Consider the following 16,094-nt stretch of genomic DNA (forward strand, 5'->3'; position numbering starts at 1 on the left):
TCTAATCAGGCCCTCATTCAGAGGGCCTGAGTATTATATGAAATTACAAAATTTTATAAATTCGTACGAAAAAATACTAAAACTAATACTGTTTATAATGATGGTAGCATTAGCAGTAACAGTTTTACTTGGAGTTACCTTTCGTTTTGCAGGAAGCGCTTTAGTTTGGTATGATGAAGTTGCTGCAGTCCAGCTTGCATGGATAACATATTACGGTTCAGCATATGCTGCGTTAAAAGGATCACATATAAGTGTTCCAAGTATATTTAAAGCTTTTCCATTAACTCTTAGAAAGATTTTCTTTGTAGTTTCTAAACTTGTTGTTTATGGCTTTTTAATATTGCTAGCATATTATGGATATTTAGTTTTAACTTTAATTACAGGTGAAACATTAGTAACATTGGAATGGGTTCCCCAACCATTTGTGCAATCTGTTATTCCGATTGCATCATGTCTTTTTATTTTATCTGAAACCTTAAGAATTCCAGAAGATTATAGAAATTTAGTTCTACAAAATACGGGTGACGAGCAAACAGGAGATATTTAATGATAATTCTAACAATGTTTATGGTCTTGTTACTCTTGTTGTCTATAAATGTACCCATTGCGATTGGCCTAGCAGTAACAACTATTATTGCAATGGTTATGAAAACTGGCACAAGTTTTCTAATTGATACCGCAATCGTAATGTTTGATGGATCAATGAAGTTTCCATTAATTGCAATTCCACTATTTATTTTAGCTGGATCAATTATGAATAGCGCTGGTATTTCACGAAGATTAATAGCCTTTGCCTCAGCTCTTGTTGGGTTTATTAAAGGTGGGTTGAGTATGATTAATATCGCAACCTCAATGTTTTTTGCTGAAATCTCTGGATCAGCAGTTGCTGATGTCGCTGCACTTGGTTCTATTTTAATTCCTGCAATGAAAAAGAAAGGATATCCAGGAGCATTTGCTGCTGCAGTGACTTCATCTTCAGCATCTTTAGCAATCATTATTCCACCATCAATACCAATGATTGTTTATGCAGTTATGTCTCAAAGTTCAGTTGTTCAATTATTTGTTGCTGGAATTATTCCTGGAGTAATTGGTGGATTCTTTTTAATGTTAGCTGCTTATGTAACAGCAAGAAAGAAAAATTTTCCTGTAGAGGAGACATTTAATATACCGAATGTAAAAAAAACTGCAAAAGATGCAGCTTTGGCTTTTCTATTACCAATAATTATTCTTGGAGGAATTTTTGGAGGTGTAGTCACAGCAACTGAAGGAGCTGGCTTAGCGGTTGTAGCATCTTTAGTAATAGGTTTTATTTACAAAGAAATCGATTTTAAAAGACTATATGAGTCAGCTTGCGAGGGAGCAATACAGACAGCATCTGTGATGTTATTAGTTGCAGCATCCGTTTTATTGGGAGAGTTTTTAACAATTGAACAAATTCCACAAAAAGTTGCTGAATCAATTATTGACTTTACTAATAATAAATATGCAGTTTTAGGAATATTAAATATATTTTTATTAATTATAGGTTTCTTTTTACACTCAGTTGCAGCAATAATTTTAACTGTACCAATAGTAATGCCATTAGTTAATGCAGTTGGTATTGATCCTGTTCATTTTGGAATAATTGTAACTTTAAATTTAGCTATAGGACAGCAAACACCTCCGGTAGCAAGTGTATTAGTAACAGCTTGCTCAGTTGCAAAAGCAGATATTTGGGATGTAACAAGATCAAACATATCATTTATATGCGTGTTGTTAGTTTTATTACTTTTAGTAACTTATGTTCCAGCAATACCAATGACACTAGTAGAATATTTTTATAGGAGCTAGATGAACAATTTAGTTAAGCTAAATAAGATAAATAGTCATTTGTCTGAAGTTGTCATTAATAGACCAGAAAAATTAAATGCAATGACTAAACCAATGTGGATAGAACTTGGGAAAATTTTTAAGAAAATTTCAAAAGAAAAAAATCTTAGATGCGTTATCATAAGAGGTGAAGGTGGAAAATCTTTTTCACCTGGAAATGACATTGGAGAATTTAAAAAAGAAAGATCGTCATCAAAATTAGCAAAATCATATGGAAAGTTTTTACATGGAACTTTGGGATCAATTTTTAATTGTCCGGTACCTACAATTGCTATGATTGAGGGAATTTGCGTGGGAGGTGGTTTAGAAATAGCTGCTTGTTGTGATATAAGAATTTGCGGAAAAAGCTCAAGATTTGGTATACCAATAAAAAGACTTGGTTTAACCATGGCTGCAAAAGAACTTGAAGTTCTTTTAAAAGCAACAACTTATTCAACAGCTATGGAAATTTTATTTGAGGGAAGAGTGTTTGATTCTCAAGAGGCTTTAGAAAAAAGATTAGTAAATAGGGTAGTTAATGATGAAGACGTTAAGAAAGAAGCATATAAATCAGCTGAACTTATATGTGAAGGTGCTCCTAAAGTAGCTAGATGGCACAAAGAGTTTGCAAGAAACATTTTAAAAAAAGGTAAAGTAACAGAAAAAATAAATAATCTTGGTTACAAATGCTATGATACTGAGGATTTTAAAATTGGATATCAATCATTCCTGAATAAAACTAAGCCAAAATTTAAAAATAAATAAATAATAAATGGCATCATTAAAAGGCATTCGAGTATTAGAGATGGCTCAAATAATGGCTGGTCCTACCTGCGGATTACTATTAGCTGATCTAGGGGCTGAAGTTATTAAAATAGAAAAAACTCCAGGAGGTGACGATACTAGAAATTTCCTTCCTCCAGATGTTAATGGAGTATCAGCAGCTTACTTAATGATGAATAGAAATAAAAAAGGTATTGCTTTAAATTTGAAAGATAAAGAAGGAATTGAAATTTTTAAGACAATGATAAAAAATTCTGATGTAGTTTTAGAAAATTTTAGAAAAGGGACGTTAGAAAAACTAGGTATTGGTTATGATACAATGTCAAAGATTAATCCTAAAATTATTTTATGTGAAATTTCCGGATATGGGAGAACAGGTCCTTATGCTAATAAGGGAGGATTTGATTTAGTAGCACAAGGTATGAGTGGTTTAATGAGTATTACCGGTGAAGATAAAAATAAACCACCAATGAAAGTAGGAGCACCACTTACAGATATCACCGCAGGTTTACTTGCTGCAAATGGTATTTTAGCTGCTTTAATTCATAGAGATAAAACTGGTGAAGGTCAAAAAGTTGATACATCTTTGTATGAAGCAGGAATAGTTCATACCTATTGGCAATCTGCGATTGCTGGTGCAACTGGTGTATCACCAGGTCCTCTTGGATCAGCTCATCCATTAACTGCGCCTTATCAAGCGTTTAAAACAAAAGATAAATGGATAACTATTGGTGCATCAAATCAGAATACATGGCTTATGTTATTAAAGGCAATCAATCGTCAAGATCTTAACGAGGATGAAAAGTTTTCAACTAACTCAAGTAGAAAAGAAAATTTGAATGAACTTGTAGAAATACTCAATAAAGAATTTATAAAAAAACCTTCTCAAGAATGGTTAAAAATATTTGATGAGAATGGTTTGCCATGTGGTCCTATAAATTCAATTACTGACATGTTTAAAGACCCTCAAACTATTGAAAGAGAGATGATTATTGAGGTAAATAACAAAAAAGCTGGAGCAAGCAAAGCTATTGGAATGCCAATTAAATTTTCTAAAAGCAAAACTGAAAAATCTAAAGGTGCACCAGATTTAGGTGAGCATACAAGAGAAATAATGAAAACTTTTGGTTATAAAGATGAGGATATAGATGAGTTTTATAACAAAAAAATAATTCTTTAATTTACAGTCTCAAAAATTTTAAATAATAACTCTGAAACATGCTTACCTTTTTTTTCTGATAAATCAGAAATTTGATGTCTGCAGCTTGTACCATTTGCAACAATAAAATCATTTTCATCACTATTATTAATTGCAGGAATTAAAGATAGATTAGCCATTTTTTTTGAAGTTTCATAAGTTTTACTGTCATATCCAAATGAACCCGCCATTCCACAGCAGCTAGAATCTATCATCTTATTATTAATATTTAATTCAGATAAAAGATTTTTAAGACCTTTCATTCTATCCTGAGACTTTTGATGACAATGTCCATGGATTAAAACATTTTGATTAAAACTATTTGATTTAACATTTTTATCTTTTTTAATTTGTTCTAAAATAAACTCCTCTAGTAAATAAAATTTGTTTTTTATTTTATCTTTATTTTTTATACCTTTGAGCGATTGATACTCATCACTAAAAGTAAGCAAACAAGATGGTTCTATACCTACCACAGGTAGTTCAAAGTAGTTATTCTTTATAATATAATCATTAAATCTATTTAATTCTTCTGCAGCCCTATCTAGTTGACCGTACGATATATAAGTTCTTCCACAACAAAGTGGTCTATCAAGTTTATCACTACCAAAACTCGGGATTACCGCTTGATACCCAAATTTATTTAATACTTTAATTGTATAGACCAAATTTTCATTCTCAAAATTTATATTAAAGGTATCTGCAAATAAAATAACTTTATTTTCTGAAATTTCTTGACTGTTATATATATCTTTCAAGACTTTTTGATTTTGGACTATAGGTAGACTTCTTTTGGTTGCAAAACCAAATTTTTCAATAATGTTCGAAATTAGTGGAAAATTTTTAATTTTATTAATTATTGGATTTACAATTTTATATAACCAGATCAGTCTAGGCATATCAGAGATAATCTTATCTTTAATTCTCATACTAAATTTTTTGTAATAATGAGAGAGAAATTCGCTTTTCATCTTAGCCATATCCACTGACATTGGACATTCTCTTTGACAAGCTTTACAGCTCACACAAAGCTCCATTGTTTCATACATTTCTTTAGATGCAAAAGACCCTTCTGGTAATTGATTAGAAAGTGCAAGTCTTAATGTGTTTGCTCTTCCTCTAACTAAATCTTTTTCTTCTTTCGTTACTCTGTATGAAGGGCACATCACTCCTGAATCTAATTTTCTGCATGCACCATTGTTATTACACATTTCAATAGCATCTGAAAATTGACCCCAGTTAGACCAGTCATAATGAGTACTTATATTTTCTGTTTGATAATCTGATTTATATCTCATCAATGATCTATCGTTTGATTTAAAGGGTCTTACAATTTTACCTGGATTTAATAAATTTTTGTTATCAAAAGTATCCTTAATTTCTTCGAATGCGTTTGTAATATTCTTTCCAAACATCATCTCATGAAACTCTGATCTAACTATCCCATCTCCATGTTCACCGGAATGAGAACCTTTGTAATCTTTAACCATTTCAAAAGCCTCTTCAGAAATAGATCTCATATTTTTAATGTCCTGATCAGACTTCATGTTCAAAACTGGTCTTACGTGAAGTGTACCAACTGATGCATGAGCATAAAACATTCCACTGGTGTTATACTTTTTGAATATTTCATTTAATCTCGAAGTGTATTCTGCTAAGTGGTCTAAAGAAACTGCACAATCCTCTATAAATGCAACTGGCTTTTTATCACCCTTCATTGACATCAAGATATTTAATCCAGCTTTTCTGATCTCAAAAACTTCTTTTTGCTCTGATAAGTCTGTAAAAAAAGAAAATTGATTTTTCTTATTTTGATTAAGAACTAAATATTCAAGGTCTTTTATTTTTTTCTCATAAATATTTTGATCTGTATCAATAAATTCAACCATCAAAACTGCCTCTGGGTTACCTTTTATGTATTTCTTAATACCACCAGCATACATTGGGATTTCTTTTGCTAGATTTAATAAATTTTGATCCATTAATTCAACACATGTTGGTTTTAATTTAACAATTTCTTTTGTTAACTCCATAGCTTGATGAAAGTTATCAAAATAACAAACACCTAAAATTTTGTTTCTAGGTATTTCAGATAACTTTAATTTTATTTTATTAAAAAGTGATAATGTTCCTTCAGAACCGACTAATAGATTTGACGAATTGAATCCATTTGGATCTATTAAATCAATGTTATATCCACCAACTCTTCTTTGAGTAGTTGGCCAATTTTCATCGATGTCCTTACTAACTTTTTGTCTTAAATGTAAAAACTTATCAATAATCTTATAAAAACGGTCTTGATTATTAGTCGTTGCTAGATAGTTTTTATTAATTTGATCGAAAGTATGGATTGAACCATCATCTAAAATTGCTTCTATAGCTAGTACATTGTGAACCATATTTCCATAATACAAAGATCTTGATCCACATGAATTATTTGCAGACATACCCCCAATTGTTGCCCTGCTACTTGTAGATACATCTACAGGAAACCATAGACCATGCGGTCTAAGAAATGAATTTAAATGATCCAATACAACACCTGGCTGAACCCATACATATTTTTCCTCTACATTGAGTTCTAATATTTTGTTTTGATGTTTTGAGTAATCGAGAACTACACTTTCACCTACAGTTTGACCACATTGAGAACTTCCACCGCCTCTAGCTAGAAGAGGAATAGAATTTTTTTGAGAATATTCCATTAAGTTTAAAACATCATTTGTATCTTTTGGAAGAACTACACCAAGAGGTTTGATTTGATAAACTGATGCATCTGTACTGTATCGACCTCGAGAAAATTCATCAAATAAAGTCTTTCCGTCAACTTTATTACTAATTTCTTTTTCTATTTTTTGTATCTGATCTGAACTAAACCGCATAAAACTTAATTAAAGGTTTATTTATTTTTGTAAACTAGTTTACCGAACTTTTTTAACGCGGTTTCTGAAATTTCTAATCCTAATCCAGGATTTTCATTTAGATGTATCCAACCATTACTCATTTTATGGGGATTTTCAAATAATTGAGCTTGAAGAGGATCTCTTTCATCATCAAATGACTCAACTATTCTTCCCGATGGTGATGATGCAACCAAAGGAGCATGTATATAACAATCATGATGTGGAGCTATATCTAAATGATTTAATTCACATAAAGCAGACAATTTTTTTCCATTTGTAAAACCACCAAACATAGTGCAATCGAATTGTAAAATTTGTATAGCATTTTCCTCGACCATGGATCTGCAACCATAAATCGTAATTTCACTTTCTCCTCCAGATAATGGAATTTTTGTTTGTTGTGATAAAAGTTTTAAATTTCTTCTGTCATCTTCCCATCTTACTGGTTCTTCTATCCAAGTTGGATTAAATCTTTCAAATTCTTTTACGCCTTCAATAGCTGTTTTTAGGTCCCATGCTCTATTAACGTCTATCATTAGATCTTTATCGTCACCAATTTCTTGTCGAATTATCTCTAATCTTTTTGTGTCTTCTTTAATACTTAATCCACCAACTTTTACTTTAAAGCTTTGATGACCAATTTTAATTAATTTTTGTAATTCTTTTCTAAGTTCTTTTTCATCTTTACCATCTCTGTAATAGGCACATGTTACATATACTGGAATTTTATTTCTGAAACCTCCAAACAACTTATATAATGGAATTTTAGAGGCTTTACCTATCAAATCCCAACAAGCAATATCCAAAGCTGCGGAAATTCTGATTAAAGCTTCTCTGCTCCAACCTTTTACATTACCTTGGCGTGTATCTGTTAATTTAAAAATTTTTTCATATATTCTTTCTGGACAAAAAGGATCTTCCCCGATTATAAAATCTTGTAATCCATTGGAGAAAGGTTTGATAATTGGTTTGATATCTGTATAACTTGTAGCAAGACCAAAACCAGAATTACCATCTTTAGTTTTAATTTTTATCAATAATTCATTTGCAGTTGGGACTATAAAATGGCTTACCCAATGAGGATTAACTTCATCAGGGTTATTTAAAACATAAACTTCTAAAGTCTCGATTAAATTACTACTATTTGTCATACATTATAAGTTTGATTATGTAATTTCTTTAGCATATACAGCAGAATGGCAATTTCAAACAATATAAGACCTGGTCGACATTTTTTGCAGATACCAGGTCCAACTAACGTTCCTGATAGAGTGTTAAGAGCAATGGATTATCCAACAATAGATCATAGAGGCCCCGATTTTGCAGAGCTTGGTTTGAGAGTTTTAGATAGAATAAAATTAATTTTTAAAACTTCTGAGCCTGTAATAATATTTCCTGCTTCGGGTACAGGTGCCTGGGAAGCAGCCATAGTAAATACTTTAAGTGCTGGTGATAAAATTTTAATGTTCGAAACAGGACATTTTTCCACTCTCTGGTATGATATTGCAGAAAAATTCAAATTAGAAATTGATTTTGTAAAAGGTGACTGGAGAACAGGAGTTGACCCAAATATTGTTGAACAAAAATTAAAAGAAGATAAAGAAAAAAAAATTAAAGCTGTTTGTGCAGTTCACAACGAAACATCTACAGGAGTAACAAGTAGAATTGGAAAAATAAGAAAAGCAATGGATAATGCTCAACATCCTGCTTTATTATTTGTTGATACAATTTCTTCACTTGGTTCAATAGATTATAGACATGAAGAATGGAAAGTTGATGTTACAGTTGGTGGGTCTCAAAAAGGATTATTATTACCTCCAGGACTTTCCTTTAATGCGATAAGTTCAAAAGCACTTAAGGCTTATGAAAGTTCTGATTTACCAAAATCATATTGGGACTGGAAACCAATGTTAGAAAATAATAAAAAAGGGTATTTCCCATATACACCAGCAACAAATTTATTGTATGGATTAGATGAAGCAATAAATATGTTGACTGAGGAAGGGTTGGAAAATGTTTTTATAAGACACAAAAGATTTGCAGAAGCTACTAGAGTTGCAGTAAAAGCTTGGGGTTTGGAAATTCTTTGTAAAAATCCTGAAGAATATTCAGACTCATTAACGGCTGTGATGGTCCCAGATGGACATGACGCAGACTCTTTGAGAAAAATAATTTTAGATCATTATAACATGTCTTTAGGAACAGGCTTAGCAAAGGTTGCAGGTAAAATTTTTAGAATTGGACACTTAGGAGATTTTAACGAATTGATGTTAGCTGGAACTTTAGCTGGTGTAGAAATGGGATTAATGAAGTCAAAGATACCTTACAAAAAAGGTGGAATACTTAAAGCACTTGATTATCTTTGTTAACTTATAAAAGATATTTAATAAAAATTATTTTTAGGCCATTTTTTCTATAGTAATAGAACTTGACGTTATTTTTTCAAAAGATATAAATCATCCTATTTTGGTTATGGGCGGTTAGCTCAGTTGGTAGAGCATCTCGTTTACACCGAGGGGGTCAAAGGTTCGAGTCCTTTACTGCCCACCAAAAGAATCATAAGTGGGGGTGTAGCTCAGTTGGTTAGAGCGATCGCCTGTCACGCGATAGGTCGAGGGTTCGAGTCCCTTCACTCCCGCCACTTTGCATGTTTACCACTGATAATCATTATCAAATTTACTGTATATTTTGAATAATGTGACCTAACACCACTTCATCTAGCTTTAAAAAATGATATATATTCCTCCATGACTGCGGAATTTTTAAAGGATTATTTGCCTATAATATTGTTCCTAATTATTGCATTAGGATTAAGCTGTGCATTTATAGCAATTAATTTTATTCTATCTCCAAAAAATCCAGATCCAGAAAAATTATCAGCTTATGAGTGTGGATTTGAACCATTTCAAGACTCAAGAATGGAATTTGATGTTCGTTTTTATTTGGTTGCAATACTTTTTATAATTTTTGATCTTGAAATAGCATTTTTATTTCCGTGGGCAATTTCTTTAGGAAATATAGGAATTTTAGGTTTTTCCTCAATGATGATTTTCTTATTCATACTTACGATTGGATTTATTTATGAATGGAAAAAGGGTGCTTTAGACTGGGAATAAAATTTTTTTTAAATGAATAATAAGATAGATCAGGTTCCGGAAGAGTTTAAACAACTTGCTGAAGATTTTAGTAAGAATGGATTTATTACTACTTCATTGGATAATCTAATAAATTGGTCAAGGTCAGGATCATTGCACTGGATGACTTTTGGTCTTGCTTGTTGTGCAGTTGAAATGATGCAAACTGCAATGCCTAGATATGATTTAGAAAGATTTGGTGCTGCACCTCGTGGATCACCAAGACAATCTGATGTAATGATTGTTGCTGGTACTTTAACTAACAAAATGGCACCAGCTCTAAGAAAAGTTTACGATCAAATGCCTGAACCAAGATATGTTATATCAATGGGTAGCTGCGCCAATGGTGGAGGTTATTATCACTACTCTTATTCGGTAGTAAGGGGATGTGATCGTATAGTTCCAGTTGATATTTATGTTCCCGGATGTCCTCCTTCTGCAGAAGCTTTATTGTATGGAATTATGCAATTACAAAAAAAAATAAGAAATAAAGGATCTATAAGTAGATAATATGAATAACTTAGTTGATCTAGAAAAAAAAATTAATTCAGAGCTTGGCACCAAAATAAATAGTTCTAAAATAAAACATAATCAAATTTATCTTGAGATAGATAGTGAAGATTTAATTGATGTAGTTCTATTTGTTAAAACTAATAAAGATACAAAATTTAGACAACTTATAGATATTACGGTAGTTGATTATCCTGAAAGGTCTAAAAGATTTAAAATTGTATATTTATTTCTTAGTCATGAGTTTAATCAAAGAATGATCTTAAGCTACGACATAAGTGAAAATGAAGTTATTTCATCATTAACCTCAATTTTTCCATCAGCTAATTGGATGGAAAGAGAGGTTTTTGATATGTATGGAGTGAGTTTCAAAGATCATCCTGATTTAAGAAGAATTTTGACAGACTATGGTTTTGAGGGTCATCCATTGAGAAAAGATTTTCCTTTAACTGGTCATACTGAAGTTAGGTACAGCGAAGATCAAAAAAAAGTAGTTAACGAACCAGTAAAACTAGAACAAAATTATAGAAACTTTGATTATGAAAGTCCTTGGGAGGGCACAAAATACATCAAAGAATTAGCAGATAGTAATGACAAAAAAAATTAAAAATCTAAATTTAAATTTTGGACCTCAACATCCAGCAGCTCATGGAGTTCTTAGACTTATTTTAGAATTAGATGGCGAAGTTGTTGAAAAAGCAGATCCACATATTGGCTTACTACACCGTGGTACTGAAAAATTAATAGAAAATAAAACTTATATGCAGGCAGTCCCATATTTTGATCGTCTGGATTATGTTGCTCCGATGAACCAAGAACATGCTTTCGCATTAGCTGTTGAAAAAATTTTAAACATTGATGTTCCTATAAGAGCCCAATTTATAAGAGTAATGTTTTGTGAAATTGGTAGAATATTAAGTCATATTTTAAATGTTACAACACAAGCATTAGATGTTGGGGCTTTAACACCATCTTTATGGGGTTTTGAAGAAAGAGAGACTCTAATGACTTTTTATGAAAGAGCATCCGGATCAAGATTACATGCTAATTATTTTAGAGCAGGTGGTGTACATCAAGATTTACCAGCAGGTTTAGAAACAGATATTGCAAAGTTCTGTGAAACTTTCCCAAAAATAATTAATGATTTAGAAAACTTATTGACAGATAATAGAATATTTAAACAAAGAAACGTAGATATTGGCATTGTTTCAAAAGAAGACGCTCTCAATTATTCCTTTAGCGGTGTTATGATTAGAGGCTCAGGTGTTCCATGGGATTTAAGAAAATCACAACCATACGATTGTTATGATCAACTTGAATTTAAAATTCCTGTAGGAAAAAACGGAGATTGTTACGATAGATATTTATGCAGAATTGAAGAAATGAAAGAGAGCGTCAAAATAATTAAACAATGTTTATCAAAAATGGAAAAAGGTCCTATAAAAACTTTTGATGGAAAAATAACACCACCATCAAAAAAAGATATCAAACAATCAATGGAAGCTTTAATACATCACTTTAAATTATTTACTGAAGGATATCGTGTACCTAAAGATGAAATTTATACAGCAGTTGAGGCACCTAAAGGAGAATTTGGAGTTTATTTAATATCAGATGGATCAAGTAAACCTTATAAGTGTAAAATTCGTGCACCTGGATTTTCACATTTACAATCAATGGATTATTTAATTAAAGGACACATGTTGGCTGATGTTCCTGCAGTGCTCGGCTCTTTAGATATAGTTTTTGGTGAGGTCGATAGATGAGTTTAAAGAGACCAGCAAAAGATCAACCAGAGAACTTTGAATTTAACTCATCCTCTCTAGAAGCAGCAAATAAGGTTATTTCAAAATATCCTAAGGGAAAACAACAAAGTGCAGTTATGGCATTGTTATATATAGCCCAAAAGCAAAATAATAATTGGATACCTTTAGTTGCAATGAAATATATAGCCAAACTTTTAGATATGCCTTACATAAAAGTTTATGAGGTAGCGACTTTTTATAGTATGTTTAACTTATCACCAGTTGGAAAATATTTCATTCAAGTTTGTACTACAACACCTTGTATGATAAGGGGAGCTGGTAAATTAGTTGAGGCTTGTAAAGAAAAAATATCCGAAAATGAGTCTGAATTATTACCAGATAAAAATTGTTCATGGATGGAAGTTGAGTGTTTAGGTGCATGTGTCACTGCTCCAATGATGCAAATAAATGATGATTATTATGAAGATTTAGATAAAGAAAAAACTTTAGAAATTTTTGATAAAATTTTAAGAGATGAAAAACCTAAACCAGGTTCATACAGAGGACGCATAAACAATGAACCAGAAAATGGAAGAAAAACATTAATGGAATTAAAAAATGCTTAAGGATCAAGATAGAATTTTTAAAAATTTATATAACGATTTGGGTTCAGATTTAACTTCAGCCCAAAAAAGAGGTGATTGGGTAAATACAAAAGAAATTACTGAAAAAGGTAGAGATTGGATCATAAATGAAATCAAAGACTCTCAATTAAGAGGAAGAGGAGGAGCAGGTTTTCCTACAGGTCTAAAATGGTCATTTGCACCTAAAGAAGTTGGATCTAGACCTCACTACCTTGTTATTAATGGTGATGAATCAGAGCCAGGTACGTGTAAAGATAGAGACATCTTAAGGTTTGAACCACATAAACTCATTGAGGGTTGTTTAATAGCTTCATATGCAATTCAAGCACATGTTTGTTATATTTATATAAGAGGTGAGTATTTTGTTGATGGACAAAAGCTTCAAGCTGCAATTGACGAAGCTTATGAAAAAAAATTAATTGGAAAAAATGCAGCCGGGACGGGATGGGATTTAGATATTTATATACATTATGGTGCAGGAGCTTATATTTGTGGAGAGGAGACAGCATTACTTGAGAGTATTGAGGGTAATAAAGGTCAACCAAGATTAAAGCCACCTTTCCCGGCATTAATTGGTTTGTATGGATGTCCAACAATAATTAACAATGTTGAGACCATAGCTGTTGTTCCAACAATTCTAAGAAGAGGTGGTAAATGGTTTGCTTCTTTGGGTAGAGAAAAAAATACTGGAACTAAAATATTTTGTATTTCTGGAAATGTAAATAATCCATGTAATGTTGAAGAGGAAATGAACATATCTTTGAAAGAATTAATAGAAGTTCATGCAGGAGGTGTCATAGGTGGTTGGGATAATTTACAAGCTGTCATACCTGGAGGGTCCTCAATGCCACTTATTCCTAAAGAAAAGTGTGAGACACTCACTATGGATTTTGATTCATTAGTTGCTGAAAAAAGTGGGTTAGGCACAGCAGGAGTGGTCGTGATAAATAAAGATCAAGACATAATCAAATGTATGGCAAGAATTGCCAGATTTTATAAGCATGAAAGCTGTGGTCAATGTACACCATGTAGAGAAGGATCAGGATGGATGTGGAGAATGCTTGAGAGAATGGCGAGAGGAGAGGCCTCAAAAGATGAAATTGAAATGCTAAGTGATGTAACTAAACAAATTGAAGGTCACACCATATGTGCCTTTGGTGAGGGGTCTTCTTGGCCTGTTCAAGGTTTATTGAGACATTTTAAAGATGAAATTAAAAAAAGAAATAATTTTGATCCAATAGTGAAAGAAACTCAAAATATTCCTTACTTGGTGGATCAGCACTTATTAGATAAGAATGCTTAAATTAAAAGTAAATGATATAGAAGTTGAAGTAGAGGAGGGTTTGACTGTTCTACAAGCTTGTGAAAAAGCTGGAGTTGAAATTCCAAGATTTTGCTACCATGAAAAATTATCAATTGCTGGAAATTGCAGAATGTGTCTTGTTGAGATGGAAAAATCTCCAAAACCTATAGCTTCTTGTGCAATGCCTGCTGCTGAAGGTATGGTTATAAAAACAAATACTCCCAAAATAGAAAAATCTAGAAAGGGCGTAATGGAATTTTTATTAGCAAATCATCCTTTGGATTGTCCTGTTTGTGACCAAGGTGGTGAATGTGACCTTCAAGATCAGTCAATGTTTTATGGAATTGATAAATCTAGATTTAAAGAGAATAAAAGAGCAGTTCCTGATAAAAACATGGGTCCACTTATTAAGACCCAAATGACCAGATGTATTCATTGTACTAGATGCATTAGATTTGCAACAGAAATTGCTGGTGTGCCTGAACTAGGTGCAATAGGCAGAGGTGAAGATATGCAAATCACAACATACTTAGAAAAATCAATACAGTCAGAATTATCAGGAAATGTAATAGATCTTTGCCCTGTAGGAGCCCTTACGTCTAAACCTTATGTATTTGAAGCAAGACCCTGGGAGTTAAAAAAAACAGAGACAATTGATGTGATGGATGCTGTTGGATCAAATATTAGAGTAGACACATATGATTGGGAGGTAAAAAGAGTACTACCAGTTATCAATGAAGATATAAATGAGGAATGGATATCAGACAAAACAAGATATGCTTGCGACGGTCTATTAAGTCAAAGATTAGATACGCCATATATAAAATATAACAATAAATTTGAAAAAGCTTCATGGGATGAAGTTTTTAAAATTATAAAATCAAAAATACAAAATACTAATAAAGATAAAATAGCTGGATTTGTGGGTGATCTGATAAATATGGAGGCTAGCTACATATTTAAGGAATTCTTAGAGAGAACTGTAGATACAAAAAATTATGAGTGTAGATCATCTAATATGTTTATTGATAGTTCTAAAAGAGAAAACTATTTATTCAATTCAACAATTAATGGTATTGAGGATTCAGATTTAATTCTGTTAATTGGAACTAATCCAAGATTTGAAGCTACAATGCTAAATGCAAGAATTCGAAAGGCTTATCTTAAAAATAAAGTTAAAATTGTTTCTTTAAATGATATAGGTGACCTAACCTATCCTTACAATAGCCTTGATGGAAAAACTCAAACAATCAAAGATATTTTTGAGAATAAAAATGAACTTTCAAAAGAAGTTATTGAAGCTCAAAAACCAATGGTTATATTTGGAGAGTCGTTTCTAAAATCTAAGTCAGCTAAATTTTTATTTAATTCCATTAAAAATTTTCTGTTGAGTAACAATAAATTTACAGATGACTGGAGTCCTCTAAACTTTTTACCCTCCGATGCAGCTACAATTGGAAGTTTAGATCTTGATATAATTGATAAAAAAAATGAATTAATAAACAGTCTGAATGAACATAAATTTGATTTAGTTTTTTTAATGGGTCAAGATAATTTAAAATTTAATAAAAAAAATGAGTTTATAATATATGTAGGAAGCCATGGTGATAATGGTGCGGAACTTGCAGATATTATATTACCAGGAGCAGCTTACACAGAGCAATCAGGTCATTACACCAATTTAGAAGGCAAAGTACAAAAAGCTTATAAGGCATCATATCCACCAGGAGATGCTAAAGAAGATTGGGAAATTATAAATAATCTTGCTGAATTTATGAATAATAGAAAACTTTTTAATGATAGAGATGAATTAGAGAGTAGTATGTTTAATTATATAAATTTAAAAAAAGAAAAACAAGAAAGCCCCTCTAACAGCAAAGTAGACTTAAGTGATTTTGAGGACGAAATCCTTAAAATAACATACAAGGACTATTATTTTTCAAATGTAATTGCACGATCATCAAAAACAATGTTGAATTGTAATAATTCTAAATCAGAAGTTAAACGAACTGGCACCGAAGGTTAA

Annotated in this window: 14 protein-coding genes and 2 tRNA genes; 14 read left to right on the forward strand and 2 right to left on the reverse strand. The window is 31.7% G+C overall.

Translation table 11 applies throughout. The features are described from left to right. Nucleotides 1-37 precede the first annotated feature (37 nt). The 4 genes from B5L73_RS02900 to B5L73_RS02915 are packed head-to-tail and all read left to right on the forward strand — an operon-like array spanning nucleotide 38 to nucleotide 3,811. Nucleotides 38-547 carry a TRAP transporter small permease gene (locus B5L73_RS02900; protein WP_085147637.1) on the forward strand — a complete coding sequence of 170 codons (510 nt, stop codon included), beginning with the start codon at nucleotides 38-40 and terminating at the stop codon, nucleotides 545-547. After that, on the forward strand, nucleotides 547-1,830 hold the full coding sequence (locus B5L73_RS02905; protein WP_085147640.1) for a TRAP transporter large permease: 1,284 nt from the start codon (nucleotides 547-549) through the stop codon (nucleotides 1,828-1,830). The genes B5L73_RS02900 and B5L73_RS02905 overlap by 1 nt, the downstream gene beginning before the upstream one ends. Continuing rightward, entirely contained in the window at nucleotides 1,831-2,613 is a 783-nt protein-coding gene (locus B5L73_RS02910; protein WP_085147642.1) for an enoyl-CoA hydratase/isomerase family protein, read from the forward strand. A 7-nt stretch (nucleotides 2,614-2,620) separates the two neighbouring features. Then, nucleotides 2,621-3,811: a CaiB/BaiF CoA transferase family protein gene (locus tag B5L73_RS02915; protein ID WP_085147644.1), complete on the forward strand. Its 1,191-nt coding sequence runs from the start codon at nucleotides 2,621-2,623 to the stop codon at nucleotides 3,809-3,811. Here B5L73_RS02915 and B5L73_RS02920 read toward each other — a convergent pair. Further along, complete coding sequence (locus B5L73_RS02920) at nucleotides 3,808-6,711, reverse strand: FAD-binding and (Fe-S)-binding domain-containing protein (protein ID WP_085147646.1); 2,904 nt, start codon at nucleotides 6,709-6,711, stop codon at nucleotides 3,808-3,810. The two genes, B5L73_RS02915 and B5L73_RS02920, sit on opposite strands and share 4 nt — an antisense overlap. Before the next feature lie 17 nt (nucleotides 6,712-6,728). Then, nucleotides 6,729-7,883 carry a mandelate racemase/muconate lactonizing enzyme family protein gene (locus B5L73_RS02925; protein WP_085147648.1) on the reverse strand — a complete coding sequence of 385 codons (1,155 nt, stop codon included), beginning with the start codon at nucleotides 7,881-7,883 and terminating at the stop codon, nucleotides 6,729-6,731. A 45-nt stretch (nucleotides 7,884-7,928) separates the two neighbouring features. On the opposite strand from B5L73_RS02925, the gene B5L73_RS02930 reads away from it, so the two are divergent. From B5L73_RS02930 to nuoG, 10 genes are all read left to right on the forward strand, one after another. Further along, nucleotides 7,929-9,101 carry a pyridoxal-phosphate-dependent aminotransferase family protein gene (locus tag B5L73_RS02930; RefSeq protein ID WP_198150130.1) on the forward strand — a complete coding sequence of 391 codons (1,173 nt, stop codon included), beginning with the start codon at nucleotides 7,929-7,931 and terminating at the stop codon, nucleotides 9,099-9,101. Between the two features lie 105 nt (nucleotides 9,102-9,206). After that, nucleotides 9,207-9,282, forward strand: a tRNA-Val gene (locus B5L73_RS02935). A gap of 14 nt (nucleotides 9,283-9,296) precedes the next feature. After that, nucleotides 9,297-9,373 (forward strand) — tRNA-Asp (locus B5L73_RS02940). A 106-nt stretch (nucleotides 9,374-9,479) separates the two neighbouring features. Beyond that, nucleotides 9,480-9,848 (forward strand): NADH-quinone oxidoreductase subunit A, encoded by a 369-nt coding sequence (locus B5L73_RS02945; protein WP_085147650.1) that lies wholly within the window; start codon nucleotides 9,480-9,482, stop codon nucleotides 9,846-9,848. A 12-nt stretch (nucleotides 9,849-9,860) separates the two neighbouring features. After that, entirely contained in the window at nucleotides 9,861-10,376 is a 516-nt protein-coding gene (locus tag B5L73_RS02950; protein WP_085147654.1) for a NuoB/complex I 20 kDa subunit family protein, read from the forward strand. 1 nt (nucleotide 10,377) lies between these two features. Next, nucleotides 10,378-10,983 (forward strand): NADH-quinone oxidoreductase subunit C, encoded by a 606-nt coding sequence (locus B5L73_RS02955; RefSeq protein ID WP_085147656.1) that lies wholly within the window; start codon nucleotides 10,378-10,380, stop codon nucleotides 10,981-10,983. Further along, a complete protein-coding gene (locus B5L73_RS02960) occupies nucleotides 10,967-12,142 on the forward strand; it encodes an NADH-quinone oxidoreductase subunit D (RefSeq protein WP_085147658.1) in 1,176 nt (391 codons plus the stop codon). The genes B5L73_RS02955 and B5L73_RS02960 overlap by 17 nt, the downstream gene beginning before the upstream one ends. Beyond that, on the forward strand, nucleotides 12,139-12,747 hold the full coding sequence (gene nuoE / locus B5L73_RS02965) for an NADH-quinone oxidoreductase subunit NuoE (protein ID WP_085147660.1): 609 nt from the start codon (nucleotides 12,139-12,141) through the stop codon (nucleotides 12,745-12,747). The genes B5L73_RS02960 and nuoE overlap by 4 nt, the downstream gene beginning before the upstream one ends. Next, nucleotides 12,740-14,068 carry an NADH-quinone oxidoreductase subunit NuoF gene (nuoF, locus tag B5L73_RS02970; protein ID WP_085147662.1) on the forward strand — a complete coding sequence of 443 codons (1,329 nt, stop codon included), beginning with the start codon at nucleotides 12,740-12,742 and terminating at the stop codon, nucleotides 14,066-14,068. The genes nuoE and nuoF overlap by 8 nt, the downstream gene beginning before the upstream one ends. After that, nucleotides 14,061-16,094, forward strand: a complete 2,034-nt coding sequence (nuoG, locus tag B5L73_RS02975) for an NADH-quinone oxidoreductase subunit NuoG (protein WP_085147663.1) — start codon at nucleotides 14,061-14,063, stop codon at nucleotides 16,092-16,094. Before nuoF ends, nuoG begins: the two co-directional genes overlap by 8 nt.

The sequence above is a fragment of the Candidatus Pelagibacter sp. RS39 genome (genome assembly GCF_002101315.1).
Classification (GTDB): Bacteria; Pseudomonadota; Alphaproteobacteria; order Pelagibacterales; family Pelagibacteraceae; genus Pelagibacter.